The following is a 26787-nucleotide window of genomic DNA, read 5'->3' on the forward strand; positions in this document are numbered from 1 at the left end:
TAGCCGAGGTTCCCCTGAAATGCAGACCCGCCGCCGGATCAGCCGAGCAGAGACCGCACCACGACGTGTCCCCGACCACTCGTGAGCCGCGTCCACGTGAGGGAACGCGTCACGCGAACGGGCTCATCGTCGCCCAGAAACCCCATCGACTCCGCCGCGAAGGCCGCAGCGGCCGGGATCCCCGGGGCGATCTCCGCACCCCACACCGAGGCGCGCACCTTCAGCACGACGGCCTCGCCCGGATCCGCAGGCAGCGCCTCCGCCACGCGAGTAATCCCCTGCTCGGCGACCGTTCGCAGCGATCCGGCATCGATCGCCCCCGCGGCCTGCCACTCGGACACGGGCGGCAGCACCCCGGACCAGGCGGCCATCGCGGTCACGTCCGGCACATCGAGGTCGAGGCCGATGATCCCCATCCGCGCGATCCGATCGAGCAGGGACCGGCCGAGCACGGTCTCGTCGACCGGGGCTTCGGGCGCGGACGCCAGCGCGAACGCGCGCATCACGAGCACGACCGGCACCGGATCCGTGATCCCGCGCGGGGCCTGCGTGCAGCCGTACACCGCGAGCACGTCGCCGCGGGTGACGATCCGCACCTCCGGCTCGCCGACCCGTTGCAGACGTTCCAGCAGGATCCGCAGGTCGTCGCGGGTGGCGTGATCGGCGAGGCGCAGGGTTCCAGACATCGTCCCCAGCCTACCCGCGCGGGACCGCGAAGGCGCGGCCGTACCGGTCATAGACTGGGGTCGACTCACCTGGTTCGACAGCCGAAGCGGAGGACACATGACCGCCACCCCCGACCTGCTCGCGATGCTCTCCGTGCTCGACGCCGGAGCGCGCACCCGGGACGACATCCTCACGGGGCCGGCGATGCCAACGCCGCACGGCCGCTCCTTCGGCGGGCAGGTGCTCGGTCAGGCGATCGCGGCGGCAGGGACCACGGTCCCCGATGACCGTGACATTCACTCGCTTCACGGCTACTTCCTGCGCCCGGGAAACAGCGAGGAACGCATGACCTTCGAGGTCGGGCGTCTCCACGACGGCCGCTCCTTCTCGACGCGGCGCGTGCAGGCGTACCAGGACGGGCAGGAGCTGATGTCCCTCATTGCCTCGTTCCAGGAACCCGACGACGGTTTCGAGCACCAGGAGACGAGGGACCTCAGCGGAATCCCCGACCCGGAGAGCCTGCCGTCCGTGTGGGAGAAGTACGGCCACCTCGCCGACGGCGGCCGGGCATCGTGGGTGCTGAACCGCCCCTTCGACTTCCGCTACGTCGAGTCGGACATCATCCTCGACGTCGCCGAGCGCACGAACGCGCAGCGTGTCTGGCTCCGCAGCCGCGACACCTTCGACGCCCCGCAGCTCCTGCAGGCCGCCGCGCTCGGCTTCGCGAGCGACTATCTGCTCCTGGAACCCGTTGCCCGCCAGCACGGCGTGCCGTGGGCGACCCCGGGCATGCGCGGGGCGAGCCTCGACCACGCGATGTGGTTCCACCGTCCGTTCCGGGTCGACGAGTGGCTCCTGTACGAGCTCGAATCGCCGACCTCCCAGGGCGGCCGCGGGCTCGCGACCGGGCGTTTCTACGATGCGGCCGGGAATCTTGTTGCCTCCGTTGCGCAGGAGAGCATGCTCCGGGTGCCCGGGCGAGCGTAGGGCCCCTCAGCCGCGCCGGAACACGATCGGCTCGTCCATCCACTCCGACACCGAGGCGCGTCCCTCATCGGAGAGGCGGATCGGCCGCATGGTCGCGCCGTCAACGATCACGATGTGCGACACGGCGCGCGCCACGACCGAGCGCTCCGGCGCCGCACCGTCGACGATCTCGTAGTGCACCTCAAGGCTCGATCCGCCCAGTTTGCCGATCCACAAGTCCACGGTGATCGGGGCCTCCGAGTATTCGAGCACGCGCGTGAACTCGATCTGCTGGCTCGCCACCAGCATCTTCGGCCCCTCGGGATCGTCGCCGCGGAAATGCCGCTCCATCCCGGTCTTCTCGCGCCCGGTCCCGAGCCAGAAGGTGCGCACGCGCGCCTCCTCGAGGAACCGCGCGAAAGCGACGTTGTTGACGTGCCCGTAGGCGTCCTGATCGCCCCAGCGAAGCTCCATATCGATATGAGTACGCGCCATGCGTCGGCCCCTTCCGCGAAGTGCACGGCCGCGGACCGGATCGGTTCCGCGCCGATTCGACCCTACAACCCCGAAGCGCACATGCGCGCGACGCGCGAAACGACAAAGCCCCCAACGGCGGCGATCCTGATCCGGATCCCGATCCGTCGGGGGCTTCGGCGCGTTCATGCCCGGTCAGCGGGGCATTCGCGGCGCAATTCTCGCGAAACTCGCGAAATTAGTCGCGCGTGAGCTTGCGGTAGGTGACGCGCGACGGCTTGGCCGCCTCGGCACCCAGGCGCTCGATCTTGTTCGCCTCGTAGGCCTCGAAGTTGCCCTCGAACCAGTACCAGTTCGCGGGGTTCTCCTCGGTGCCCTCGTAGGCCAGGATGTGGGTGGCGATGCGGTCGAGGAACCACCGATCGTGCGTGATCACCACGGCGCAGCCGGGGAACTCGAGCAGCGCGTTCTCGAGGCTCGTGAGGGTCTCGACGTCGAGGTCGTTCGTCGGCTCGTCAAGCAGCAGCAGGTTGCCGCCCTGCTTGAGTGTGAGCGCGAGGTTCAGACGGTTGCGTTCACCGCCCGACAGCACGCCCGAGGGCTTCTGCTGATCCGGGCCCTTGAACCCGAACGTCGACACGTAGGCGCGCGACGGGATCTCGGTGTTTCCGACCTGGATGTAGTCGAGGCCGTCGGAGACCACCTCCCACACCGTCTTCTTCGGGTCGATGCCGCCGCGGGTCTGGTCCACGTAGCTGAGCTTGACCGTGTCGCCGATCTTCAGCTCGCCGCCGTCGAGCGGCTCGATACCGACGATCGTCTTGAACAGGGTCGTCTTGCCGACGCCGTTCGGGCCGATGATGCCGACGATGCCGTTGCGGGGCAGCGAGAACGAGAGGCCGTCGATGAGGGTGCGGCCGTCGAAGCCCTTGTTGAGATCCTTCGCCTCGAGCACCAGGTTGCCGAGTCGCGGACCGGCCGGGATCTGGATTTCCTCGAAGTCGAGCTTCCGCGTCCGCTCCGCTTCGGCGGCCATCTCCTCGTAGCGGGCGAGACGCGCCTTCGACTTGGCCTGGCGGCCCTTCGCGTTCGAGCGCACCCACTCGAGCTCCTCCTTGAGGCGCTTCTGCAGCTTGGCGTCCTTCTTGCCCTGCACTTCGAGGCGGGCGGCCTTCTGCTCGAGGTAGGTCGAGTAGTTGCCCTCGTAGGGGTAGAGGCGGCCGCGGTCGACCTCGCAGATCCAGGTGGCGACGTGGTCGAGGAAGTACCGGTCGTGGGTGACCGCCATGACGGCGCCCGGGTACTTCGCGAGGTGCTGCTCGAGCCACAGCACGCTCTCGGCGTCGAGGTGGTTCGTGGGCTCGTCGAGGAGGAGCAGGTCGGGCTTCTCGAGGAGGAGCTTGCAGAGCGCCACACGGCGCTTCTCGCCGCCGGAGAGGTTCGAGACGATCGCGTCGGCGGGCGGGCAGCGGAGCGCGTCCATCGCCTGCTCGAGCTGGTTGTCGAGATCCCAGCCGTCGACGTGGTCGATGGCCTCCTGCAGCTCGCCCATTTCGGGGAGGAGCGTGTCGTAGTCGGCGTCGGGGTTCGCCATCTCGGCCGAGATCTCGTTGAAGCGGTCGAGCTTCGCCTTGATCTCCTTGACGCCCTGCTGGACGTTCTCGAGCACGGTCTTGTCCTCGTCGAGCTCGGGCTCCTGCATGAGGATGCCGACGGAGTAGCCCGGGGTGAGGATCGCCTCGCCATTCGAGGGGGTGTCGAGGCCGGCCATGATCTTCAGGATCGTGGACTTGCCCGCGCCGTTCGGGCCGACGACGCCGATCTTGGCGCCCGGCAGGAACGCCATCGTGACGTCGTCGAGGATCACCTTGTCGCCGTGCGCCTTGCGTGCGCGCACCATCTGGTAAATGTACTCAGCCATATGCTCTGTCGGGCGCACTGGGCGCCCCGAACTCCCTTGAAAAGTCGGTGGGTTGCAATCACCCTCTACTGTAGCCGTCCGCGGCGATCATGGACCGCCCCGTTCGACTACCAGGTGATGGGGTTGGTGTTGCCGATCAGGCACGTGTCCTGGTTGGGACCGAGCGCGGGCATATTCTTCGTCGTGACGCTCCGATCCGCCGTCACGACCTGCCCGATCAGGCAGTCCTGACCGTAGCGGACCGAGACGAAGATGTTGTCCGCGTCGAGATTGGTTTTGGTCTTGTCGAAGCTCACCTGCATGAGCGACTTATCGAAGCCGGCGTCAATGAGCGCCGTGCTGACCGGCTGTGCCTGGACGGGCTGCTTGCCCTTCGAGAACTCTTGCAGCGTCGCGGTGAAGAACGGGAGGTTGTCCGCGGCAGATCCGCCGGGAACCAGGGCCGCCGGCTTCTCCGGCGCCGGCATCTCCGTGCGCTTCGGGGTTTCGGGTGTGGGTCCCTCGAGCAGCGCGCAGCCGGAAAGCAGCGCCATCGAGAGGATCAGAGCCGAGACTGCGCCGGTCGCGCGGATTCCGCGGCGGGTGCGAGGGAGATCGGGCATTGCCCCAGTCTATGGGCCCCGCCAAGCGTCATCTCGGGAAACTCCTCAGAGCGACCGTCGTCCACACCTTGTCGCAACCAGTCCAGGCCGAGGAGTTCTCCACCGATCGAGCGCCCGGACGGATCGCGCGGGCGCAGACCCGGCATTGTCGTGAGTGCGGGCGACACGGTCCCCGCTCAGTCACACCGCGCCGGGCGCGCACGCGTCAGGCCCAGGATCGAATGGAGCACCGGAATGACCATCCCACTCAGCGTTATCGGCACCATCGCGACCGATCCCCGGTTCGCCCGCGCCGGATCGCGCACCGCCTACTGCAGCTTCCGGATCGCCTCCCATGATCGGCGCTACGACCGCGAAAGCGGGCAGTGGGTCGACGCGGATGTGAACTGGTTCACGATCATCGCCTTCCGCGGGCTCGCCGAGCACGCGCACGCCTCGTTCGCGAAGGGCGACCGGGTGATCGTGCACGGAAGACTCCGCGTGCGCCGCTGGGAGGCCGAAGAGAAATCGGGGACGGCCGTGGAGATCGAAGCGGACGGTCTCGGACACGATCTCCGTTTCGGCACCACGACGTTCGTCCGGCAACCCGCAAGGCTCGCCGTCGCTTCGGAACCGGCGGAGGAACGCACCCCGGCGAGCGCGCCGGAGACGGCACGGGCAATCGAACCCGGGTTCGCATCCCTCGCCGAGTCGTCGGGCACTCCCTCCGCTCCGACCAACGGATCGGACACGCAGCAGGACGAGACGACCTCGGACGGGTTCATCCCGTCGGCGGCATGAGCGCCCGCGTGCGCTCCCGCGCCCGCGAGTCGGCGCGCGGGGGCGTCCGCACCGACCTAACGCAGGTAGTCGGCGAACGCCGCTCGCACCTTGTTCACCTTGGGAACCGCCACCGCGAGGCAGTAGCCCTGCGTCGGGTTCTTCGCGAAGAAGTCCTGATGGGCCTCCTCGGCCGGGGTGATTTCCCCGAGCGGTTCGATCGTTGTCACGATCTCCCCCGGCCACCACTCCGCGGCGCGGAGCGCGGCCCCCTCGAACTCGGCGCGCTGGGCCGCGTCCGCCGGGAACATCGCCGAGCGATACTGCGTCCCGACATCGTGGCCCTGCCGGTTGAGCTGGGTGGGATCGTGCATGGTGAAAAAGGCGTCGAGGATCACCCGCGCCGGAATGACCGCGTCGTCGAAGGTCACGGCGACCGCCTCGGCGTGGCCCGTCCGTCCCGTGCACACCTGCTCGTAGGTGGGGTGCGGGGTGCTCCCGCCCGTGTAGCAGGACAGCACCTCGCTCACGCCGCGCAACTGACGGTAGGCAGCGTCGAGGCACCAGAAGCAGCCGCCCGCGAGCACGAAGGTCTGTTCAGCCATGAGTCACTTCCTCCACCACGTATCGTTCGGCCCGACGGGAAGGTGCCGCTTGTGCGCCGTCCCCCGGTAGCGCCGCTCCAGGTTCTCGGCGGCGGCGGGATCGACCGTCTCGCCACGGAGATACGCGTCGATCACCGGATAGTCGACCCCGAGGCTCGAGGCGTCCGTCTGGCCAGGCTGCCCGTCGAGCAGGTCGGCGGTCGGAACCTTCTCCCACAGCCGCTTCGGAGCATCGAGCGCGCGCAGCATGGCGGCGCCCTGCCCCTTCGTGAGACCGGCGAGCGGCAGCACATCGGCGGCGCCATCGCCGAACTTCGTGTAGAAGCCCGTGATCGCCTCAGCCGCATGATCCGTGCCGATCACGACAAGCCCTCGCTCCCCCGCAATGGCGTACTGCGCAACCATGCGCATTCGCGCCTTCACGTTACCGCGGTTGAAATCGCTGAGCTCGTCCTGCCCGAGCGCACCGGCGACCTCCGCGGCGAGCGCCGCGACCCCCGGGGCGATGTTGATCGTGATGGACCGATCCGGCCGAATGAAGGAGAGCGCGAGCTGCGCGTCGTCCTCGTCCTGCTGCACGCCGTGGGGCAGTCTCACGGCGATGAACTCGGCCTCTCGGCCCGACGCGCGCAGGCGCTCGACCGCCAGCTGCGCGAGCTTTCCCCCGAGCGAGGAGTCCTGCCCGCCGGAAATACCGAGCACGAAGCCGCGGGCCGACGGGATCCCCTCGAGATACTCCGCCAGGAATGCGACTCGGCGCTCCACCTCGGCGGCCGGGTCGATCTCAGGGACGACGCCGAGGGCTTCGATGATCTCTCGCTGCAATTCGCTCACGCCCCCATGCTATTCGGGCCGGTGCAATACAAGGTGAGAAGTTCGCCTTCGGCGTCCCAGCACCTGCGCGGCCGGTTAGCCGATGGCTTCCTCGACCGGGAGGAGGCAGCGGGGGCCGAGCAGGCCCTTGAGCTCGCCGAAGAGGTCCGCGGAGATCCGCACGTTGAGCGGCAGCTCGAACACTCGGACCGCCGTCGAGGTGAGGAGGTTGAGTCGCACCTCGCTCTCGCCAGGGTGCCGCTCGAGCGTGCGCTTGAGCTCGTCCATCAGTTCCTCGGTGGCGCGGGTGTCCCCCAGCGTCAGCGACAGCGTGGTCGTGTCCTCCTGCACCGCGGCATCGATCGGCTTCACACCGTAGGCGTGCATCGACATGCCGTCGTCGCGGGCATTGAGTTTTCCGCGCAGCGCAACGATCGAGTCGGGCTGCAGCAGCGCGCCGAACTCCTGGTAGGACTTCCCCATGAAGAGCGCCTGGATTTCTCCGGTGAAGTCTTCGATCGACACCATGCCGTAGAGGTTGCCCGACTTCGCCGTGCGATGCTGCACGCTCGTGAGCAGCCCGGCGATCGTCACGATCTCGCCGTCCATGGCGGTGACCGCGTCCGGGTTCGTCACCTGTTCGACCGTGGTGCTCGACTCCTTCGCGAGCGCGGCGTCGAGGCCGCGCAGCGGGTGATCGGACACGTACAGACCGAGCATCTCGCGCTCGAACGTGAGTTTGTCCTTCTTCGTCCACTCCGGTCGATCGGGAATCTGGGAGGTCGCGCCCGAGTCGTGCCCGGCGTCCTCCGCCGCCTCGGCGAACAGGCTGTCGAAGTCGAAGCCGACGTTGCCGTTCTCCGCGTCGCGCTTCTCCTTCACCGCGCTCTCGACCGCGGACTCGTGGATCTCGAGCAGCGCCCGGCGCGTTCCCCCCATGCCGTCAAGCGCGCCGGCCTTGATCAGGGATTCCACGGTGCGCTTATTGAGCACCACGAGCGGCGACTTCTTCAGGAAATCGTGGAAGCTCTCGAACGAGCCGCTCTCCTCACGGGCCTCGCGGATCCCCTCAACGACGTTCGCGCCGACGTTGCGGATCGCACCCAGCCCGAAGCGGATATCGTCGCCGACCGCGGAGAAGTTCGCGAACGAGTCGTTCACCGCGGGAGGAAGCACCTTGATGCCCATGTGACGGCACTCGTTCAGGTACAGCGCGAGCTTGTCCTTGGAGTCGCCGACGCTCGTGAGCAGCGCGGCCATGTACTCGGCCGGGTAGTGCGCTTTCAGATAGGCGGTCCAGTAGCTCACCACGCCGTACGCCGCGGAGTGGGCCTTGTTGAACGCGTAGTCCGAGAACGGCAGCAGGATGTCCCACAGCGCCTTGATCGCGGCCTCCGAGTATCCGCGCTCCTTCATACCGCCGGAGAAGCCCGCGTACTGCTTGTCGAGCTCTTCCTTCTTCTTCTTGCCCATGGCACGGCGGAGGATGTCCGCCTGGCCGAGCGAGAAGCCGGCCACGCGCTGGGCGATCGACATCACCTGCTCCTGGTAGATGATGAGGCCGTAGGTCGTCTCGAGAATGTCCTTGAGTGGCTCCTCGAGTTCCGGGTGGATCGGCGTGATCGCCTGCAGGCCGTTCTTGCGAAGCGCGTAGTTCGTGTGCGAGTCCGCTCCCATGGGGCCCGGCCGGTACAGTGCGAGCACCGCCGAGATGTCCTCGAAGTTATCGGGCTTCATGAGCCGGAGCAGGCCGCGCATCGGGCCGCCATCGAGCTGGAAGACGCCGAGCGTGTCCCCTCGCGCGAGGAGCTCGTAGGAGGCCTTGTCGTCGAGTTCGAGGCGCTCCAGGTCGAGCTCTTCGCCGCGGTTCAGGCGGATGTTCTCGAGCGCGTCCGAGATGATCGTCAGGTTCCGCAGGCCCAGGAAGTCCATCTTGATCAGGCCGAGGCCCTCGCAGGTCGGGTAGTCGAACTGGGTGACGATCTGGCCGTCCTGCTCGCGCTTCATGATCGGGATGATGTCGAGCAGCGGATCGCTCGACATGATCACGCCGGCCGCGTGCACGCCCCACTGGCGCTTCAGTCCCTCGAGACCGAGCGCGGTCTCGTACACCTGCTTGGCCTCGGGGTCTTCCTGCAGCACCGCACGGAACTCGGAGGCCTCCTTGTAGCGCGGATGCTCCGGATCGGTGATGCCCGACAGCGGGATGTCCTTCGCCATGACCGCGGGCGGCATCGCCTTCGTCAGCTTCTCGCCCATGCCGAACGGGAAGCCCAGCACGCGCGAGGCGTCCTTGAGGGCCTGCTTCGACTTGATCGTTCCGTACGTCACGATCTGCGCGACGCGCTCGTCGCCGTACTTCTCGGTCACGTACCTGATGACCTCGCCGCGACGGCGATCATCGAAGTCGACGTCGAAGTCGGGCATCGAGACGCGATCAGGGTTGAGGAATCGCTCGAAGATCAGGCCGTGCTGGAGCGGGTCGAGATCGGTGATGCGCATGGCGTACGCGGCCATCGAACCGGCACCCGAACCTCGGCCGGGACCCACGCGGATCCCGTTGTCCTTCGACCAGTTGATGAAGTCCGCGACCACGAGGAAGTAGCCAGGGAAGCCCATCTGGGTGATGACGCCGGTCTCGTATTCGGCCTGCCTCCGCACGTCATCGGGGATGCCGTCCGGGTACCGGTAGTGGAGGCCACGCTCGATCTCCTTGACGAACCAGCTCTCCTCCGTCTCGCCCGCAGGGACGGGAAAGCGCGGCATGTAGTTCGCGGAGGTGTTGAACTCGGAGGAGCAGCGCTCGGCGATCCGCAGCGTGTTGTCGCACGCCTCCGGCAACTCACGGAAGATGTGCCGCATCTCCGCTGCCGATTTCAGGTAGTACCCGGAGCCGTCGAACTTGAAACGGTTCGGGTCGTCGAGGCGGGACCCGGACTGCACGCAGAGCAGTGCCGAGTGCGATTCGGCATCCGCCTCGTGCACGTAGTGCAGATCGTTCGTCGCGACGAGCGGGATCCCGAGGTCCTTCGCAAGCGCGATCAGGTCTTTCTGGACGCGGCGCTCGATGTCGAGGCCGTGATCCATGATCTCGCAGAAGAAGTTCTCCTTGCCGAAGATGTCCTGGAACTCCGCTGCCGCGGCGCGGGCCTCGTCGATCTGCCCGAGGCGCAGTCGGGTCTGGATCTCACCCGAGGGGCAGCCCGTGGTCGCGATCAGGCCTTTGCTGTACGTATGGAGCAGTTCCCGGTCCATGCGGGGCTTGAAGTAGTAGCCCTCGATCGAGGCGAGGCTCGAGAGCCGGAACAGATTGTGCATGCCGGGCGTGGTCTCGGAGAGCAGCGTCATGTGGGTGAACGCGCCGCCACCGGAGACGTCGTCCCCGCCGCCGTTGCCCCACTTCACACGGGTGCGATCGCTCCGGTGCGTGCCCGGCGTGAGGTAGGCCTCGATGCCGATGATCGGCTTCACCCCGGTGTCCATGGCCGTCTTCCAGAAGTCGAACGCGCCGAAGGTGTTTCCGTGGTCCGTCACGGCGATCGCGGGCATCCCCTGCTCCGCCGCGGCCGCGATCAGCGGTTTCACGCGGGCAGCACCGTCGAGCATCGAATACTCGCTGTGCGTGTGCAGATGGACAAAACCGTCGTTCTCAGCCACGGATCAGAGCCCCTTTCGCAGACCCAACCAGGGTACCCCGACTCGCTCCGAGGCGTCCCGGAATCGGCTCACGGCGAAGGACCGAGCCGGCGAGCCACGGCGTGTCCGGGCGTTCCCGGCGCAAGGCGCAGGAACCGGCGTGCAGAAAAAACGAGAATCGAGCCGGGATCAGGAGTCGAGCACGTCGAGCGCGTGCTGAAGGTCCGCCGGATAGACGCTCTCAAACTCGACCGGTTCCCCCGTTCCCGGGTGCCGGAAGCCGAGCCGCATCGCGTGCAGCCACTGCCTGGTCAGTCCGAGCCTCGCCGACAGGGTCGGATCCGCGCCGTACATCCCGTCGCCCACGCACGGGTGCCGCTGGGCCGACATGTGCACGCGGATCTGGTGGGTGCGGCCCGTCTCGAGTTCGATCTCGAGCAGGCTCGCGTGCGGGAACGCCTCGAGCGTCGTGTAGTGCGTCACGGACGGCTTCCCATCCCTGGTCACGGCAAACTTCCAGTCGTGGCCGGGGTGACGCCCGATCGGTCCCTCAATCGTTCCGGAGAGCGGATCGGGATGCCCCTGCACTACCGAGTGGTAGATCTTCGACACCTCACGATCCTTGAAAGCCCGCTTCAGCTCCGTGTAAGCCCGCTCGCTCTTCGCCACGACCATCAGGCCGCTCGTGCCCGCGTCCAGCCGGTGCACGACGCCCTGCCGCTCGGCGGGGCCGGAGGTGGAGATGCGGAAACCGGCGCCCGCGAGCGCGCCGACCACCGTGGGCCCCTCCCATCCGAGCGACGGATGCGCTGCAACCCCCGCCGGCTTGTCCACGACCACGATGTCGTCATCGTCATGCACGATGCGCATCTCGGGGAGGTGCACCGGCACGATCTCCGGGCCGCGCTTTTCCTCCCACGAAACCTCGAGCCAACCGCCCGCGGTCAGCCGGTCCGACTTCCCGAGCTCGCGACCGTCGAGTGTGACGCCGCCGGACTGGGCGACGTCCGCGGCGAAGCTCCGTGAAAAGCCGAGCAGCTTCGCGATCGCGGCGTCAACGCGCTCGCCCGCGAGCCCGTCGGGCACCGGAAGGCTACGGCGTTCCACGCTCGCCCCGCTCCCCCCGCGACGCGTCGCCTGACGGCGGCTCCTCGCCGGGATCGGCGTCCGCGGCACCGGGAGCGTTCCCGGACCCGGAGTCGTCGCCGGCGCCGTCATGGTCCTCGGCATCGGGCTCATCGGCGCGACGATGGCGCGGGCCGCCGTCGATCGGGAGCCCGAGCACGTTGATGAGCACGAAGACGATCATGCCCGTCACGATGCCGATGTCGGCGATGTTGTAGATCGCCTCGTTGAAGCCGAGCCACATCCACGGTGTCGAGATGAAGTCGATGACGTGCCCCTCGGGGAACCCCGGCTCGCGCGTGAGGCGATCCGTGAGGTTGCCGAGCACGCCGCCGAGCAGCAGCCCAAGGAACAGCGCCCAGGGCAGGGAGCGGAGCCGGCGGATCTGCCACAGGATCACCACGACGACCACGGCGGCGAGCGTCGTGAAGATCCACGTCGAACCGCTCGCCAGGGAGAACGCCGCGCCGGGATTGCGCACGAAGTGCCAGCGCAGGAACTCGCCGAACACGGGGACGGTCTCCCCCTCGGTGAGATGCGTGACCACCCAGTTCTTCACCAGCTGGTCCGCGGCGAACACCACGCCGGCGATGAGCAGCAGGAACAGGGGCACGAATCGACGCCATGAGGCGGCCGGGGCGTTCACTGCCCCGGCCGCCTCATGCGTCGGTTCTGATGCGTCGACCACGCTCCGCGACTACCGCAGGCCGTCGGGTGCGCCGGAGGGCTCCGGCGAGCCGTCGAGGCCCTTCAGCTGAGACTGGATGTACGAGCGCAGCGTCGAGCGGTACTCGCTCTCGAACTGGCGCAGGTCCTTGATCTTGAACTGGAGATCGCCGCGCTCCTGGCCGAGCACGCGGAGCTCCTCGGTGCGCTGCTTCTGCGCCTCGTCGACAAGCTGCTTCGCGGTGCGCTCGGCGTCGTCGATCATCTGGGCGCGCTTGGCCTCTGCCTCGCTGATGAGCTTGTCGCGCGTCGCCTCGCCCTCCTGGACGTGCTTGTCGTGCAGCTCGAGCGCGAGCTGCAGCATGGCGCTCGACTTGATCGCGTCGGGCTGCGGCACGGCGCTGGTGGCCGGTGCGTCGGCCGGCTGCGCGGCGACCACGGGGGCGGCCTGCGCGGGCGCGTCGACCACGATCGTCTGCTCGGAGACCGCTTCCTCGGAGACCGGACGACCCGACTCGGCCTCGGCGAGCTTCGCCTCGAGCTCCGCGATGCGCTCCTGCAGCGAGGCGTTCTCTTCCTCGTACTTCTTCAGCTCTTCAGCAACCGTGTCGAGGAAGTCATCGACCTGATCCAGATCGTAGCCGTCGCGGAACTTGGTGATCGTGAACTTCTGATTCACGACGTCTTCATGAGTCAAGGCCATCGTTACGTCTCTTTCGCTTCGGGACCACTGCCGTGGTCATGGGTCAACGCTAGCAAAGAAAAAGGTGTTCTCGCACGGTCGAACTACAGGGAGCCCGGAATCAGTGCGAGAAGAATCCAGCATGCCAGCAGTGTCAGCATCCAACCCAGGTCAAGTTGCACCTGGCCGAGCCGGATAGGGGGGAGAATTCGTCGGAACATCCTGATGGGAGGATCAGTTACCGTGAATACGAAGTCCACGAGGACCGCCACAAAACCGCGCGGGCGGAAGTTTCGGTTGAGCACCATCACCCAGTCAAGGATGAAGCGCGCCCACAGCACCAGCGTGTAGATGCGGATGAGCACCCGCACCACCGTGAGGATTGTAAGCAGGATCCCCACGGACTACGCCGAGGGCGCGACGAAGAACGAACCGCTGTCGCCCTGACGCGCGTCCTCGTCACCGCCGGTTTCGATGTGCTCGGGGGTCAGCAGGAAGACCTTGCTCGTCACCCGCTCGATCCGGCCGCGGAGCCCCATGGCGAGGCCGCTCGCGAAGTCGATGAGCCGCTTCGCCTCGGCGTCGCCCATGTCGGAGAGGTTGATGATGACGGGAATGCCCTCGCGGAAGTTCTCGCCGACGACCTTCGCGTCGCCGTACTTCGCGGGACGGAGGGTGAGGATCTCGTTGAGCGGCTGGGCCTGCTGCGAACGGGTCGGGGTGACGCGGCGAAGCGGGGTCACCGACGCACGCTGCGGCGCCGGGCGGGGCGTTTCGGCCTTGGGCGCCTGCGACTGCTGGGAGGCCTGGCGGGGCGCGGGCGCTGCGGACTGCTGCTGCTGCGCGTTCTGCTCTTCGAGGTCCTCTTCGGCGAGGCCCAGGAAAACCATGGTCTTCTTCAGGGGGTTGCTCATCTTTTCTCCCAACGTGCGGTGCTTCGAGACTAACGGGGATCGGGGCGGTTACCCGTGATTGCGCTGCCGATCCGCAGGTGTGTCGCACCCGCGGCGATCGCCTCGGCGAAGTCGTGTGTCATGCCCGCCGAGATCGCATCTGCCTCCGGCGCGAGGGATCGGACGCGGTCCGAGTAGCCGGCGAGGCGGGCGAAGGCGCTGGCGGCCTCCTCCTCGATCGGCGCGACGGCCATGACCCCGCGGAGGCGGAGCAGCGGCGACGCGAGCACTCGTTCGGCGAGGCCCTCGATCCCGTCGGGCGCAACGCCGCCGCGCCCGGGATCGTCGGTCAGATTGATCTGCAGGAACGCGTCGATCGTGCGGTCGGGCCGCTCGGGATCCTCGAAGCCGTCGAGGGCGTCGACGAGCCGTTCGCGGTCGATCGAGTGGATCGCGTGCGCGTAGCGAGCGGCCTGACGCGCCTTCTTGGTCTGCAACTGACCGATGAAGTGCCAGTTCAGATCCAGATCGGCGAGTTCTGCCGACTTCTCCTGCGCCTCTTGGTGGCGATTCTCGCCCACGTCGCGGACGCCGAGTTCGGCGAGGTCGCGGACGAGGCTCGCCGGGTGGAACTTGGTGACCACGATGAGGGTGAGCTCATCGGCGGAGCGGCCAGCGGCGCCAGCGGCGTCTGCGATCCCGGCGCGGACGCGCTCGAGCCGCTCGCCGAGCGCCGCGATCCCGGCCTGCTCGTTGCTCATCGTCGCTCCTTCGGTTACTTCAGGAAGTCGGGGATATCGAGGTCGTCGTCGTCATCGCCGTCGAACGCGGGATCGGGGAGCTGTGCCTCGACCGGCGGGTTCGAGAGCGCCTCGCCGAACTGCCCGGTGGGCGGGTTCTTCGCCTCGGTGTCGCGCTCAACGTTCGCGTTGAAGCCCGGGTAGCCGAGTCCGGTCGCCTCGCCCGTGGCGGATGCCCCGGCGCCGGCAGCGGCACCTGCCCCGGCGGGGAGGCGTCCGGTCGAGCCGGTCGCGTTGCGATCCGAGGCTTCTTCGAGGCTCTCGACGTGGCTGCCGCGGCGGCCGCGCTCGGGGAGCTGCGCGGGCTGGCTCGGCGTCTCGTCGTCGAAGCCGGCCGCGATGACCGTCACGCGCACCTCGTCACCGAGCGTGTCGTCGATGACGGTTCCGAAGATGATGTTCGCCTCGGGGTGGACGACGTCCTGCACGAGCGTCGAGGCCTCGTAGATCTCGCTCAGCGCGAGGTTCGAGGAGCCCTGGATCGAGAGCAGCACGCCGTGCGCGCCCTCGACCGACGCTTCGAGCAGCGGGGACGCGACCGCGAGTTCGGCGGCCTTGATGGCTCTATCGGCACCCCTGGCGGATCCGATGCCCATGAGCGCGGCTCCCGCACCCTGCATCACCGATTTGACGTCGGCGAAGTCGAGGTTGATGAGGCCGGGCGTGGTGATGAGGTCGGTGATGCCGGAGACGCCGGCGAGCAGCACCTGGTCGGCCGCGGCGAAGGCCTCGATCATGCTGATGCCGGGTTCGCTGATGTCGAGCAGGCGGTCGTTGGGGACGACGATCAGCGTGTCGACGGCCTCGCGGAGGGTGCTGACGCCAACGTCGGCCTGGCCGGCGCGGCGCTTGCCCTCGAAGCTGAAGGGGCGGGTGACGACGCCGATCGTGAGGGCGCCGATCGACTTCGCGATGCGCGCGACGACCGGGGCGGCGCCGGTGCCGGTGCCACCGCCCTCGCCAGCGGTGACGAAGACCATGTCGGCCCCGGCGAGGGCCTCTTCGATCTCCTCGGCGTGGTCCTCTGCCGCGCGGCGGCCGACCTCGGGGTCGGCTCCGGCGCCCAAGCCGCGCGTGAGCTCGCGTCCGACGTCGAGCTTGACGTCGGCGTCGCTGAGCAGGAGCGCCTGCGCGTCAGTGTTGACCGCGATGAACTCGACGCCCTTGAGCCCGATCTCGATCATGCGGTTGACGGCGTTGACGCCGCCGCCGCCGACTCCGACGACCTTGATCACCGCGAGGTAGTTCTGGTTGCCTGACACCTGGATCCTCCGCCCCTAACCTTCAACCTCTAGCTGAACGTGAAAGTTAGTATCGCCGTATACATTACCTGCGCACAACGCTATGGTCTCGTTCGCCGGCCACGGCGCAGACACGCCGAGTCGCGCCACAGGATTTCAGCGGATCCGCGGTTCGGATCGGGAATCCCGACCGGCTAGCGGAAGACCGGGGCGCCCGGAGAGGACACATCGATCTTCGAAACGGGTCGCTTCTGCTGCGCGAGCGACTTCATCGTCGTGTCGAGTACGAGAGCCTTGTACCGGGAGTCGCTCGCGTCTCCCCACACCACGGACACTCCGCTCGCGAGACCGAAGGTCACATCCTGACCGCTCGTCGCGTGCACGGTGGCGATCTGCTCGCGCAGCTTCGCGGGGATGTCGCGCAGCGCCGTCGCGGAGGTCCTGAACGCGACCGAGTTGCGATCCACCAGCGATCCGCTGCCGACCGGGACGCCCTTCGGCGGCTCCTTGGAGGTCGAGAGCACCACGCCAGCGGCATCCACCACGGCGAAGGAGCCCCCCTCCTTGATCCCCATGACGGGAGTCCGCTCCTCGATGCGAACCACGAGGGTCGACGGCGGGATCCGCTCCACCGCATAGCGCTGAATCCGAGGGAACTTCTCGAGCGCGCCGTGCACCTCGGCGTCGTTCACGAGCGCGAGCGGGACACCCTCGAAGCGCTTCAGCGCATCGTTCACCTCCGCCTGCGGCACCGCGGAGGCACCCTCGATCCGGATCTCCTTGACCGCGGTCAGCGGCGTGAATACCCCGATCAGCACGAAAAGCGCGAGCGCGAGCACGGCTCCGCCCGCGATCAACCACGCCCGGCGCCTGCGACGCGCCTCCGCGGAGAAGCGGCGGCGCTCTCGCTTGAACCGCGCTTTCCTGGCCTTGCCGGCCTCGCGCAGGCGGCGCTCGGCGGCCCGCACCGGATCGGCGGCGCGCTCGGCGCGACCCTCTCGCAAGCGCGCGAGGGCACCGCCCGCGACGCTGCCGCGCCGCAGTTCGGAGAGTTCCGTTGTGGCCTGCTCGTCGGGATCCTCCCCGTGCACTGAGCCGGGAGCTGCTGCCCCGCTCGAGGCGGATCCGTCGGCCACGCCCGCTGGTGCAGCGCCCGATCGGTCCGCGTTCTCCTGGGTTCCAGGAACGCGATGAGCCCCGTCCTCGCGGAGAGACCGCACCGAATCGAGGTCGATCGTCGGCGCGATCTCCTCGGTCAGCTGCTCATCGCCAGGAACGTCGCGGTTCGCGTCCGCCCCGGCATCGCCCGTAGTCGCCGTGGCAGATCCCGCTGACGCGCCGGGCACGGGGCCGCTCCCGGGAGAAACCGTCTCGGCCTCGTCCCGCTCGACGGCGCGCTCGCGCAGCGCGTCACGCCGCCTCCCGAACAGCGAACCGGCCCGTGAACCGCGGCCGTCAGCGCCGCGGCCCTCGCGGCCCGCTTCCGCGGGCTCGACAGAGTGGCCGGATTCGAGATCGGCATCGAGGTCGAGATCGCGCCCGCGATCCCGCTTTCGCCCGCGCGGCTCGGCGCCGGGGTCGAATCCGCTCGGCCGTTTCACCGCGACTCGGACTCGAATCGACCGCGCAGCGCCTCGACGACCTGGGGAATGATCCGATAGACCGTGCCGCAGCTCATCGTCACCATCACGTCGCCCGGGCGCGCGATCTCGGCGAGGTAATCGGCAGCGCGCTGCCAATCATCCACGTAGGCGACCTTCGAGGCATCGGCGAAGTCGTCGGCAACGAGCGCTCCCGTGACGCCGGGAACCGGATCCTCCCGCGCGCCGTCGACCGACAGCACGACCGTGTGGTCGGCGCCGTGCTCGAGCACGCTCGCGAACTCCCGGTGGAACATGCTCGTGCGGCTGAACAGGTGGGGCTGGTGGATCGCGATCAGGCGGCCCTCGCCGACGACCGCCCGCGCGGAGTCGAGCAGTGCCTCGACCTCGGTGGGATGATGCGCGTAGTCGTCGTAGACCCGCACCCCGCCCACCTCGGCGTGGAACTCGAAGCGGCGCTTCGTCCCGCCGAACTCCGCGATCGCCGCGAGCGCGGCACCCGCTTCGAAGCCGAGCCCGGTGAGCACGGCGAGCGCGCCGACCGCGTTGACCGCGTTGTGCCGCCCGAACACCGAGAGCTGCGCCTCGTGCCGCACACCGTCGATCTCGACGGCGAACCGCACGGGGCCGGAGTCGTCGACGGAGACGAGCCGCACATCGGCATCGGCGGCCTCTCCGAAAGTCCTGATCGGGGCGCTCTCCCCCGTGCGCAGTTCCGCGAGCACCTCCAGTGCTCCCGGATCGTCCGCGGAGATCACCACGAGCTCCCGCGCCCCGCGAGCGAAGTCGACGAACGCGCTCATGAACGCCTCGCGAGAGCCGTAGAAGTCGAGGTGCTCGGGGTCGACGTTCGTGACGAGCGCGACGGAGGTGTCGTAGAGCAGGAACGACTTGTCGGACTCGTCGGCCTCGATGACGAACAGATCGTCGGATCCCGGGGCGGCGCTCACGCCGAGCGACTCGATGATGCCGCCGTTGACGAACGAGGGATCCGCCCCGACGCCGAGCAGGCCGGTGACGATCATGCCGGTCGACGTGGTCTTCCCGTGCGCACCAGCGACGGAGACCACACGCCGTCCGCGTGCCAGCCAGGCGAGCGCCTGCGAGCGATGCAGCACGGGGATGCCGTCTGCGAGCGCCCGCTGGTACTCGGGATTGTCCTGCCACAGCGCGCCCGTCACGACGAGCGTGTTCGCGTCCCCGACGTTCTCGGCGTCATGCCCGATCGCAACGGGGATCCCGAGCTCCTCGAGCGCGACGGTCGAGTAGTTCGAGGAGCGATCCGAGCCGGTCACTCGGACGCCGGCGCGGTGCATCATGCGAGCGATGCCGCTCATGCCTGACCCGCCGATTCCGACGAAGTGCACGTTGCCGAGCTCGTCCGGGATCTGGAGATCGAGGTCGGGATAGATCATGCGGGTGCCTCCTCAGGACATTTCAACTCCCCAGCGTACCGCCAGGTTCCTGCCGCGGCTGCGAACCGGCCGCGCGCCGGTGTCACCGCGCGGCGAGCGCCTCGCGCACGAGCGCGAGGAGCCGCTCGGTGCCGTCCAGCGTTCCGGCATTGCGCGCGCGCGTCGACATCTCCGCGAGCCGATTCTCGTCCGTGAGCAGGGGAAGAAGAACCGAGGACACCCACGATGGCGTGAGCTCGGCGTCCTCGACGAGCAGCGCTCCCCCGGCCTCGACCACCCCTGCCGCGTTGAATCGCTGTTCCCCGTTCCCCACGCTGTAGGGCACGAAAACGGCGGGGATCCCGAGCCCGGAAAGCTCGCTCACGGTCGTCGACCCCGCTCGAGAGACCGCGAGATCGCAGGCGGCGAACGCGAGATCCATCCGATCGCAGTACGGAATCACCTGATAGCCGGGCACACCGGGATTGACGAGCTCCGTCAGCCCGCCCCACACGTGCAGTACCTGCGCGCCGGAGTCCACAATCGTCTGCGCCGACGAGGAAATGCCCTCGTTGATCGCCCGCGCCCCGAGCGAGCCGCCCGTCACGAGAAGCGTCGGCCGCTCGGGGTCGAGCCCGAAGTGTGTGCGGGCTTCCGCGCGGAGCGCCGGCCGGTCCAGGGCGACGACCTCGGGACGCAGCGGCATCCCCGTCACGCGGGCGTTCGGGATCGGCGTCCCGGCGAATGTGACGCCAACGTAGGGGGTGCTCCTCGCCCCCAGCTTGTTCGCCATGCCGGGCTTCGCGTTCGCCTCGTGGATGACGACGGGGATCCCCTCCTTGGCGCCCGCGCGATACGCGGGTGCCGAGGCGTAACCGCCGAAACCGACGACGACATCGATCCTGCGATCGCGGATCAGCCGGCGCACCTGTCGCACGGCGCGAGCGAAGCGGGCAGGAAACCGCAGCGCCGCGAGATTCGGGCGGCGCGGGAACGGCAGGCGCTCGATGAACGCGAGCTCGTAGCCGCGCTCGGGCACGAGGCGGGCCTCGAGGCCCTCACGCGTGCCGAGCACGACGATCTCGGCATCGGGTTCCTCGGCACGGATGAGATCCGCGAGTGCGAGCAGCGGGTTCACGTGGCCGGCGGTGCCGCCTCCGGCGAGCAGATAGCGGGTCATCCCCGATTCCCTCCGTTCTCCGCGTCGAGCTCCGCGCGGTACTGCGCGCCGTCGCGCGCGATGGATATGACTACGCCGAGGGCGAGCAGACACGCGATGAGCGCGGTGCCGCCGGCGCTGATCAGCGGCAGGGGCACGCCGAGCACGGGAAGGATCCCGATCACGACGCCGATGTTCACGAACGCCTGGCCCACGATCCAGACGAGCACCCCGCCGGTGACGGCGCGGCCGAAGCGGTCGCGGGCGTTCGTGATGACGCGCAGCAGCACCACCGCGAGCGCGACGAACATCAGGATCACGAGCAGCGCGCCGATCAGGCCCAGCTCCTCGCCGATGATCGCGAAGATGTAGTCGTTGTCGGCGGCGGGGAGCCAGGACCACTTCGCCTTCGAGCCGCCGAGTCCCACGCCGAAGAGCCCGCCTCCCGCGAGCGCCCACTTGCCGTGCAGGGGCTGCCAGCCGAGACCGCTGTAGTCCGAGTCTCCTCCCGCGTGGCCGAAGAGTCGGTCCAGGCGGTTCTGGCTCGTCACCACGAAGAAGAACACGGCGAGCAGACCGCCGAGCGCGACAACGCCGAGCGACTTCCAGCTCACACCACCGAAGAACATCGCGCCGATGACGAGCGCGGCCATGATCATCACGGTGCCGAGATCCTTGCCGAGCAGCACGACGCCGAGGGCGAGCAGCGCACCAGGCAGAATCACCGGAATGAGCTCGTGCTTCATCTGCCCGAGCAGGGGTTCCTTGCGCAGGAGCACCGTTCCCACCCAGACGACCAGCGCGAGCTTCAGCGCCTCGGACGGCTGCGCGCCGATCGAGCCGATCTGGATCCAGTTGCGGTTGCCGTAGACCTCGATGCCCAGCGGGGTGAACACGAGCAGCTGCAGGCCGATTCCGACGCCGAACAGCACCCACGCCCACCGTTTCCAGAAGGAGATCGGCATCATCGACGCGAGGATCATGAGCGGGAAACCGATCACGGCGAACATCGCCTGGCGCCAGAAACCGCCGAAGAACCCCTGGTTGTCGAGGTAGGACGTGATCGAGGACGAAGACAGCACCATGATGAGGCCGAAGCCCACCATGAGGATCGTGATCGCCCACAGCGCGATCACGTTCGAGTCGGTGCCCACGCGGAACGCCGAGCCGAGCCGGATTCGCGCCTGGCCGGGGGCGCCCGCGGCGTCGCGCTGCGCTCCCTGCCGCTCAGCCATGCCGGTTACTCCAGCTCCCGCACCGCCGCCTGGAAGCGACGGCCGCGGTCTGAGTAGCTCTCGAACTGGTCCATCGAGGCCGCCGCGGGCGAGAGCAGCACCGTGTCGCCCGGCTGGGCGATCTCGGCCGCAGCGGAGACCGCTGCCGGCATGACCCGCTCCGAGTCCTCCTCGGCAATCTCGACGACCGGCCGCTCACCCAGGTGACGCCGGAGCGCCGCAAGCACGGGCGCGCGGTCGACGCCGATCACGACGGCGCCCCTGAGCCGCTTCGCGTGCTTCGCGACGAGCTCATCGATGTCGACGCCCTTGAGCAGGCCGCCGAGGATCCACACGACATCGTTCATCGCGCGGAGCGAGGCATCGGCGGCGTGCGCGTTCGTTGCCTTCGAGTCGTCGATCCAGTGCACGCCGCGGATCTCGGCGAGCTGCTGCGCGCGATGCTGGTCCGGCGTGAAGGCGAGGACGGCCTGCGCGATCTCGCCAGGCTCGACCCCGCGCGAACGCGCGAGCGCCGCCGCGGCGAGGATGTTCTGCACCATGTGCGGCTGGCCGATCCCGCGCTCCTGCAGTTCCTCGGCGGAGAGGATCTCGTAGGCCTCGCTGCGCCGCTCGGCGTGGAAGCCGCGATCGACGAGCAGCCCCTCGACGATCCCGAAGCCGCTCGGCGGCGGGGTGTCGAGGCCGAAGCTGATGGCGCGCGCGCCCTCGACGACGTCCGCCTCCTCGACCATCCGCTCGGTCTCCGCGTCGGCACGGTTGTAGACGCACGCGACCTGGGTGTTGTCGTAGACGCGGGCCTTCGCGGCCCAGTAGGCCTCGGCACTGCCATGCCAGTCAAGATGGTCGTCCGCGAAGTTCAGGCAGACGCTCGCGAACGGGGAGATTTCCCCGATGCGCTCGAGTTGGAAGCTCGAGAGTTCGACCACGATCACGTCATAGCCCTGCGGGTCGCGAAGCGCGTCCAGGATCGGGGATCCGATGTTGCCCGCCGGCGTCACGCGGAGCCCGCCGGCCTGCAGCATGTGCGCGGTGAGCTGGGTGGTCGTCGTCTTCCCGTTGGTGCCGGTGATGCAGATCCAGTCGGCGATCCGCGAGGTCTTGTCGCGCAGTCGCCAGCCGAGCTCGATGTCGCCCCAGACGGTGATCCCGCGCTCCGTCGCCCACTCGGTGAGCGGATGGTCCGGCCGGTAGCCGGGCGAAACGACGACGAGTTCGGGGTCGAAGCGGACGAGATCCTCGAGTTGCGCGTCGTCGCCTTCGAGGCAGGCGCGCTCGGAGCCGATCACGTCGAGCAGACGCTCGCGATCCGCGTCGGGGGCGCCGTAGATGACGCGCACGCGCGCGCCCAGCTCGACGAGCGTGTCCGCGACCGAGAACCCGGTCACGCCGAGGCCGAGGACCGCGACGCGCAGCCCGCGCCAGTCGTCGTGCCAGCTCGTGAGGCCGGCCACCCGCTCGGCCACGAGCTTCGCGTAGATGTTCGCCTCGTTCACGTTGCCCTCCGTCACTGCTGCAGCAACCATTCGCCGTAGAACGCGCCGACGCCCGCGATCACGAACAGTCCGGCGACGATCCAGAACCGGACGACGACCGTGACCTCGGCCCAGCCCTTGAGCTCGAAGTGGTGGTGGATCGGGCTCATCAGGAAGATGCGTTTGCCCTTCGTCACCTTGAAGTAGAGGCGCTGCAGGATCACGGAGCCGGTCTCGACGAGGAACAAGCCGCCGATCAGGATCAGGAGCAGCTCGGTGCGGGTCAGGATCGCGAACGCGGCGATCGCCCCACCCAGGCCCATCGAGCCGGTATCGCCCATGTAGACGTGGGCCGGACTCGTGTTCCACCACAGGAAGCCGGCGAGGCCGCCCATGAATGCCGCTGCGACGACCGCGAGATCCATCGGATCGCGCACCTCGTAGCATCCGGGCTCGTTCGCCGTTGCAACGCAGGCCTGCGCGGCCTGCCAGAAGCCGATGATGAGGTAGGCGCCGAACGCGAACAGCGAGGCGCCACCGGCGAGACCGTCGAGCCCGTCGGTCACGTTGACCGCGTTCGTCGCGGCGGTCGTGATGAGCATCACCCAGAGCACGAACAGGCCCGTGCCGAAGATGACGCCGAAGGTCATGAAATCGAACGGCAGATCGCGGAAGATCGAGATGTGCGTCGAGGCTGGGGTGAGCCCGGCCTCATTCGCGAACTGCAGCGCGAGCAGGGCGAACAGCACGGCGATGACCACCTGGCCGACGATCTTCGCCCAGCCTCCGAGGCCCAGCGACTGCTGCTTCCGCGTCTTCAGGAAGTCGTCGATGAAGCCCACAGCGCCCGCGCCGACCGCCATGAGGAGCACGAGCAGCGCCGACGGCGTCGGCGACTCGCCCATCACGAGCTTCCCGAGGAAGTACGCGATCACGGCGCCCGAGATGAAGATCAGGCCGCCCATCGTGGGCGTGCCGCGCTTCGCGTAGTGCGACTCAGGGCCGTCCTCGCGAATGAACTGCCCCCAGTGGAGCTTCCGGAACCCGCGCACGAACAGCGGCGTGAGCAGGAGCGAGTACAGCAGCGAGAAGCCGCCGGCAATGAGTAGCGCGATCACGCGAACGCCTCCCCGAGTCGATCACCGAGGAGTCGAAGGCCCGCGGCATTCGACGACTTCACCAGCACGGTATCCTCCGGACGGAGCGTGCGCTCCAGGTATTCGAATGCGGAATCCTGGTCCTCGAAGAAGACGCTCTCGCCGTCCCAGGATCCCTCGTTGATGGCACTGATGTGCAGATGGCGGGCCTCCGCGCCGACCACGACGAGCTCCGAGATCCGGAGTCGCACCGCCTGCAGGCCGATGCGGATGTGCTCCTCGATCGAATACTCGCCGAGCTCGCTCATCGCGCCGAGCACCGCGACCGTGCGCCCCTCGGGGCGAGCGATCTGCGCGAGCGTGCGCAGGCCGGCCGCCATCGAGTCCGGGCTCGCGTTGTAGGCGTCGTTGATGATCGTGATGTGGTCGCGGCCGCCCATGACCTCCATACGCCAGCGCGCTGCGCGCGTTGCGCCCTCGAGCGATGCGACGACGTCGGCGAGCGGGAGCCCCAGCTCCAGGCCCACCGCGGCCGCAGCGAGCGCGTTCGTCACGTGGTGCTCGCCGAGCACGCGGAAGAACACCGGAAGCGACTCACCGTCGGCGTGAATGGTGAAGCGGGTGCCCTCCGCAGACGACTCGATGTCCGTGGCGCGCACATCGGCCTCCGGATGCAGCCCGAACCAGCGGACGCGAGCGCTCGTGAGCTCCGCCATCTTCGAGACGTAGGCGTCGTCGCGGTTGAGCACGGCGACCGCGGTCTCCGGGAGATCCTGCACCATCTCGCTCTTCGTGCGGAACGTCGTCTCGATGCCGCCGAACTCGCCGGCGTGGGCGAGGCCGACCGTGAGCACGACGCCGATGTGCGGAGGCGCCATGGCCGTGAGACGCGAGATCTCGCCCTTCGCGCTCGCCCCCATCTCGGCGACGAGCGTGCGCGTGTCGTCGTCGACGCGCAGCATCGTGAGCGGGCCGCCCACCTCGTTGTTGAACGACTTCTCCGAGGCGACGGTCGCTCCGACGCGCTCCGCCATTGCCCCGATCAGGTTCTTCGTGGTCGTCTTGCCGTTGGATCCCGTGATCCCGACGATCGTGAGGTTCCCGCGCCCGCGCACCCTGCGCACGACCTCGGTGGCCAGGGCGCCGAGCGCGTCGGTGGCCTCCGCGACGACGATCTGCGGGACGCGATCGTCGACCTCGCGCTCGACCACGAGCAGCGCGGCACCGGCGTCAACGGCCTGTGCAGCGAACCGGTGCCCGTCGGTCTCCTCGCCCCGGCGGGCGAAGAAGATCTGGCCCGGCCCCACCTCGCGCGAATCGGTCTGGGAGATTCCCCGGACGATGGTCTCCGCCGTGGAGCCGTCGGCGCCGAGAACGAGCGTTCCGCTCATGGCCTCCGCGATCTCGGCGAGCGTCATGTCGATCACTTGAGCAGTCCTGCCTCGCGGAGTGCGCCGCGTACTTCGTCCCTCGCCGAGTACGGGATCATGCGCCCGGCGACTTCCTGGTGGTCCTCATGTCCGGGACCGGCATACAGAATAACGTCACCCGGTTGGGCGAGGGAAATGGCGAGGCGAACGGCCTGACGCGGGTCGCCCTCCTCGATGACCTCGGCGTGCTGCGCCGAGCGCGCTCCTTCGAGCAGCTGCGCACGGATCGCCTCCGGCGGTTCGGAACGCGGGTGATAATCGCAGATGATCGTGATATCCGAGCCGGCAGCGGCGATCCGCCCCATCTCCTCGCGCTTCGTCGTGTCGCGGTCGCCGTCGGCCCCGAACATGAAGATCACGCGGCCGGGAGCCACCTCGCGGAGTGCGTCGAGCATCGCCTCGAACGCGCCAGGCGTGTGGCCGTAATCGGCGAAGAAGCGCGGCCCCCCGCTCGCGGGGTCGGAGATCTCCTCGAGTCGCCCGGGAATATAGACCGGAATCCGACCCCTCTCGAGGCCAGCCTCGACCTGCGAGATCGGGATACCTGCCTCGTGCAGCATGATGAGGGCGAGGGCCGCGTTCTCCGCCATGAAGCGGCCGAACACGGGCACGCTTCCGCGGAAGCTCGCTCCCTCGGGCCCCTGCAGCACGAAGGACACGCCGTCGAGGCTCTGGTGCGTGATGGCGAGGTGCCAGTCGGCGTCCTGGCCGTACTCGGTGGCGAGGCGGGTGACCGGGATCTGCGATTCGCGCGCGATCCGCTGCCCCCACGGACCGTCGACCACGACGACCCCGCGCTCGGCGTGCTCGGGCGTGAACAGCGCGAGCTTGGCCGCGAAGTAGGACTCGAGGTCGCCGAACTCGTCGAGGTGGTCCTGCGAGAAGTTGTTGAACGCGACGACGTCGAAGTGCACCCCGTCGAGTCGATGCCGCACGACCGCCTGCGCCGAGACCTCGACCGCGACCGCCTCGACGCCGCGCTCGACCATGCGCGCGAGCAGGCCGTGCAGTTCCGAGGCCTCGGGACTCGTGAGGTTCGACTGGATGACCTCCTCGCCGATTCTGCGCTCGGCGGTGGAGCTCAGGCCGGGCACCATCCCGGCCGCGCGGATCAGCTCGGCGAGCATGTAGACCACGCTCGTCTTTCCGTTCGTTCCGGTGATACCGAAGAGCTTGGCGCCGAAGTCGGCGGTGCCGTAGACGGCCGCGGCTACCTCGCCCATGATCGCTCGCGGGTGCTGCTCGGTGACGAGCACGGGAAGATCCGCGCCCGCCTCGGCGGCGAGCCGCGCGCCCTCGGCGTCGGTCAGCATCGCGGCCGCTCCGAGGCCGGCCGCCTGCGCCGCGAACTCCGCACCGTGGCGTTTCGCCCCCGGCATGCCGATGTAGAGGTCACCGGGGCGGACGTCCCGGGAATCCAGCGTGACCCCCGTCGCGGCGAGCCCGGCGGGGTCGCCCGACAGGCCGAACCGTTCCGCGATCGCTTCGAGCGGTGCGGGTGCGGGCGTCTTCGGCCTGATGCTCCGGGAATCTCCGGTACTCACGTG

At 68.5% G+C, this 26787-nt stretch carries 24 protein-coding genes; 2 read left to right on the top strand and 22 right to left on the bottom strand.

The genetic code is table 11. The features are described from left to right. Positions 1–38: 38 nt before the first annotated feature. Positions 39–686 (bottom strand): DUF8185 domain-containing protein, encoded by a 648-nt coding sequence (locus tag JD292_RS05315; RefSeq protein WP_200131700.1) that lies wholly within the window; start codon positions 684–686, stop codon positions 39–41. A 97-nt stretch (positions 687–783) separates the two neighbouring features. On the opposite strand from JD292_RS05315, the gene JD292_RS05320 reads away from it, so the two are divergent. Next, complete coding sequence (locus tag JD292_RS05320; protein ID WP_200131701.1) at positions 784–1653, top strand: acyl-CoA thioesterase; 870 nt, start codon at positions 784–786, stop codon at positions 1651–1653. 6 nt (positions 1654–1659) lie between these two features. Here the strand turns inward: JD292_RS05320 and JD292_RS05325 are convergent, their stop codons facing one another. The 3 genes from JD292_RS05325 to JD292_RS05335 all read right to left on the bottom strand — a co-directional run bounded on the left by JD292_RS05325 (position 1660) and on the right by JD292_RS05335 (position 4629). Beyond that, positions 1660–2127, bottom strand: coding sequence for an acyl-CoA thioesterase (locus JD292_RS05325; RefSeq protein WP_200131702.1), 468 nt, complete (start codon positions 2125–2127; stop codon positions 1660–1662). A gap of 217 nt (positions 2128–2344) precedes the next feature. Further along, a complete protein-coding gene (gene ettA / locus JD292_RS05330) occupies positions 2345–4027 on the bottom strand; it encodes an energy-dependent translational throttle protein EttA (protein ID WP_200131703.1) in 1683 nt (560 codons plus the stop codon). 107 nt (positions 4028–4134) lie between these two features. Then, complete coding sequence (locus JD292_RS05335; RefSeq protein WP_200131704.1) at positions 4135–4629, bottom strand: DUF6993 domain-containing protein; 495 nt, start codon at positions 4627–4629, stop codon at positions 4135–4137. Positions 4630–4863: 234 nt separating this feature from the next. Between JD292_RS05335 and JD292_RS05340 the strand changes: the two genes are divergently transcribed. After that, positions 4864–5409 (top strand): single-stranded DNA-binding protein, encoded by a 546-nt coding sequence (locus JD292_RS05340; protein WP_200131705.1) that lies wholly within the window; start codon positions 4864–4866, stop codon positions 5407–5409. Between the two features lie 56 nt (positions 5410–5465). Here the strand turns inward: JD292_RS05340 and msrA are convergent, their stop codons facing one another. The 18 genes from msrA to JD292_RS05430 form a co-directional block, all read right to left on the bottom strand. Further along, the gene (gene msrA, locus JD292_RS05345) at positions 5466–5993 is read right to left on the bottom strand and encodes a peptide-methionine (S)-S-oxide reductase MsrA (RefSeq protein WP_200131706.1); all 528 of its coding nucleotides are present in this window, start codon (positions 5991–5993) and stop codon (positions 5466–5468) included. Positions 5994–5996: 3 nt separating this feature from the next. Further along, positions 5997–6827 (bottom strand): NAD(+) synthase, encoded by an 831-nt coding sequence (gene nadE / locus JD292_RS05350; protein WP_200131707.1) that lies wholly within the window; start codon positions 6825–6827, stop codon positions 5997–5999. A gap of 75 nt (positions 6828–6902) precedes the next feature. Further along, positions 6903–10412, bottom strand: a complete 3510-nt coding sequence (gene dnaE / locus JD292_RS05355) for a DNA polymerase III subunit alpha (protein WP_233613624.1) — start codon at positions 10410–10412, stop codon at positions 6903–6905. Between the two features lie 219 nt (positions 10413–10631). After that, entirely contained in the window at positions 10632–11549 is a 918-nt protein-coding gene (locus JD292_RS05360; protein WP_200131709.1) for an RluA family pseudouridine synthase, read from the bottom strand. After that, positions 11536–12255, bottom strand: a complete 720-nt coding sequence (lspA, locus tag JD292_RS05365) for a signal peptidase II (RefSeq protein ID WP_369411155.1) — start codon at positions 12253–12255, stop codon at positions 11536–11538. The genes JD292_RS05360 and lspA overlap by 14 nt, the downstream gene beginning before the upstream one ends. 9 nt (positions 12256–12264) lie before the next feature. Next, positions 12265–12936, bottom strand: coding sequence for a DivIVA domain-containing protein (locus JD292_RS05370; RefSeq protein ID WP_200131710.1), 672 nt, complete (start codon positions 12934–12936; stop codon positions 12265–12267). An 83-nt stretch (positions 12937–13019) separates the two neighbouring features. Beyond that, on the bottom strand, positions 13020–13289 hold the full coding sequence (locus tag JD292_RS05375; protein ID WP_369411156.1) for a YggT family protein: 270 nt from the start codon (positions 13287–13289) through the stop codon (positions 13020–13022). Between the two features lie 30 nt (positions 13290–13319). Beyond that, positions 13320–13829, bottom strand: a complete 510-nt coding sequence (locus tag JD292_RS05380; protein WP_200131712.1) for a cell division protein SepF — start codon at positions 13827–13829, stop codon at positions 13320–13322. 29 nt (positions 13830–13858) lie between these two features. After that, positions 13859–14569, bottom strand: a complete 711-nt coding sequence (locus JD292_RS05385) for a YggS family pyridoxal phosphate-dependent enzyme (RefSeq protein WP_200131713.1) — start codon at positions 14567–14569, stop codon at positions 13859–13861. Between the two features lie 14 nt (positions 14570–14583). Next, on the bottom strand, positions 14584–15870 hold the full coding sequence (gene ftsZ / locus JD292_RS05390; protein ID WP_200131714.1) for a cell division protein FtsZ: 1287 nt from the start codon (positions 15868–15870) through the stop codon (positions 14584–14586). Between the two features lie 173 nt (positions 15871–16043). After that, the gene (locus JD292_RS12435) at positions 16044–17450 is read right to left on the bottom strand and encodes a cell division protein FtsQ/DivIB (protein WP_200131715.1); all 1407 of its coding nucleotides are present in this window, start codon (positions 17448–17450) and stop codon (positions 16044–16046) included. Continuing rightward, on the bottom strand, positions 17447–18865 hold the full coding sequence (gene murC / locus JD292_RS05400) for a UDP-N-acetylmuramate--L-alanine ligase (RefSeq protein WP_200131716.1): 1419 nt from the start codon (positions 18863–18865) through the stop codon (positions 17447–17449). Before murC ends, JD292_RS12435 begins: the two co-directional genes overlap by 4 nt. A gap of 82 nt (positions 18866–18947) precedes the next feature. Beyond that, entirely contained in the window at positions 18948–20024 is a 1077-nt protein-coding gene (locus JD292_RS05405) for a UDP-N-acetylglucosamine--N-acetylmuramyl-(pentapeptide) pyrophosphoryl-undecaprenol N-acetylglucosamine transferase (RefSeq protein ID WP_200131717.1), read from the bottom strand. Then, positions 20021–21238, bottom strand: coding sequence for an FtsW/RodA/SpoVE family cell cycle protein (locus JD292_RS05410; RefSeq protein WP_200131718.1), 1218 nt, complete (start codon positions 21236–21238; stop codon positions 20021–20023). Before JD292_RS05410 ends, JD292_RS05405 begins: the two co-directional genes overlap by 4 nt. A 5-nt stretch (positions 21239–21243) precedes the next feature. Further along, the gene (gene murD, locus JD292_RS05415; protein WP_200131719.1) at positions 21244–22764 is read right to left on the bottom strand and encodes a UDP-N-acetylmuramoyl-L-alanine--D-glutamate ligase; all 1521 of its coding nucleotides are present in this window, start codon (positions 22762–22764) and stop codon (positions 21244–21246) included. Next, a complete protein-coding gene (gene mraY, locus JD292_RS05420) occupies positions 22746–23831 on the bottom strand; it encodes a phospho-N-acetylmuramoyl-pentapeptide-transferase (RefSeq protein WP_200131720.1) in 1086 nt (361 codons plus the stop codon). Before mraY ends, murD begins: the two co-directional genes overlap by 19 nt. Then, complete coding sequence (locus JD292_RS05425; protein WP_200131721.1) at positions 23828–25237, bottom strand: UDP-N-acetylmuramoyl-tripeptide--D-alanyl-D-alanine ligase; 1410 nt, start codon at positions 25235–25237, stop codon at positions 23828–23830. Before JD292_RS05425 ends, mraY begins: the two co-directional genes overlap by 4 nt. Beyond that, positions 25234–26784, bottom strand: a complete 1551-nt coding sequence (locus JD292_RS05430; protein ID WP_200131722.1) for a Mur ligase family protein — start codon at positions 26782–26784, stop codon at positions 25234–25236. The genes JD292_RS05425 and JD292_RS05430 overlap by 4 nt, the downstream gene beginning before the upstream one ends. Positions 26785–26787: the final 3 nt, after the last annotated feature.

Source organism: Leucobacter edaphi (assembly GCF_016522535.1).
In the GTDB taxonomy this organism is placed as follows: domain Bacteria; phylum Actinomycetota; class Actinomycetes; order Actinomycetales; family Microbacteriaceae; genus Leucobacter; species Leucobacter edaphi.

What these genes read in the sequence shown, in the direction of transcription:
- JD292_RS05405 (WP_200131717.1), bottom strand. Translation starts at nt 20,024, where the DNA reads ATGACCCGCTATCTGCTCGCCGGAGGCGGCACCGCCGGCCACGTGAAC.
- JD292_RS05320 (WP_200131701.1), top strand. Translation starts at nt 784, where the DNA reads ATGACCGCCACCCCCGACCTGCTCGCGATGCTCTCCGTGCTCGACGCC.
- msrA (WP_200131706.1), bottom strand. Translation starts at nt 5,993, where the DNA reads ATGGCTGAACAGACCTTCGTGCTCGCGGGCGGCTGCTTCTGGTGCCTC.
- murC (WP_200131716.1), bottom strand. Translation starts at nt 18,865, where the DNA reads ATGATCTATCCCGACCTCGATCTCCAGATCCCGGACGAGCTCGGCAAC.
- JD292_RS05340 (WP_200131705.1), top strand. Translation starts at nt 4,864, where the DNA reads ATGACCATCCCACTCAGCGTTATCGGCACCATCGCGACCGATCCCCGG.
- murD (WP_200131719.1), bottom strand. Translation starts at nt 22,764, where the DNA reads ATGGTTGCTGCAGCAGTGACGGAGGGCAACGTGAACGAGGCGAACATC.
- JD292_RS05380 (WP_200131712.1), bottom strand. Translation starts at nt 13,829, where the DNA reads ATGAGCAACCCCCTGAAGAAGACCATGGTTTTCCTGGGCCTCGCCGAA.
- JD292_RS05410 (WP_200131718.1), bottom strand. Translation starts at nt 21,238, where the DNA reads ATGGCTGAGCGGCAGGGAGCGCAGCGCGACGCCGCGGGCGCCCCCGGC.
- dnaE (WP_233613624.1), bottom strand. Translation starts at nt 10,412, where the DNA reads ATGCTCGACGGTGCTGCCCGCGTGAAACCGCTGATCGCGGCCGCGGCG.
- JD292_RS05335 (WP_200131704.1), bottom strand. Translation starts at nt 4,629, where the DNA reads ATGCCCGATCTCCCTCGCACCCGCCGCGGAATCCGCGCGACCGGCGCA.
- ettA (WP_200131703.1), bottom strand. Translation starts at nt 4,027, where the DNA reads ATGGCTGAGTACATTTACCAGATGGTGCGCGCACGCAAGGCGCACGGC.
- JD292_RS05315 (WP_200131700.1), bottom strand. Translation starts at nt 686, where the DNA reads ATGTCTGGAACCCTGCGCCTCGCCGATCACGCCACCCGCGACGACCTG.
- JD292_RS05370 (WP_200131710.1), bottom strand. Translation starts at nt 12,936, where the DNA reads ATGGCCTTGACTCATGAAGACGTCGTGAATCAGAAGTTCACGATCACC.
- JD292_RS05385 (WP_200131713.1), bottom strand. Translation starts at nt 14,569, where the DNA reads ATGAGCAACGAGCAGGCCGGGATCGCGGCGCTCGGCGAGCGGCTCGAG.
- JD292_RS05325 (WP_200131702.1), bottom strand. Translation starts at nt 2,127, where the DNA reads ATGGCGCGTACTCATATCGATATGGAGCTTCGCTGGGGCGATCAGGAC.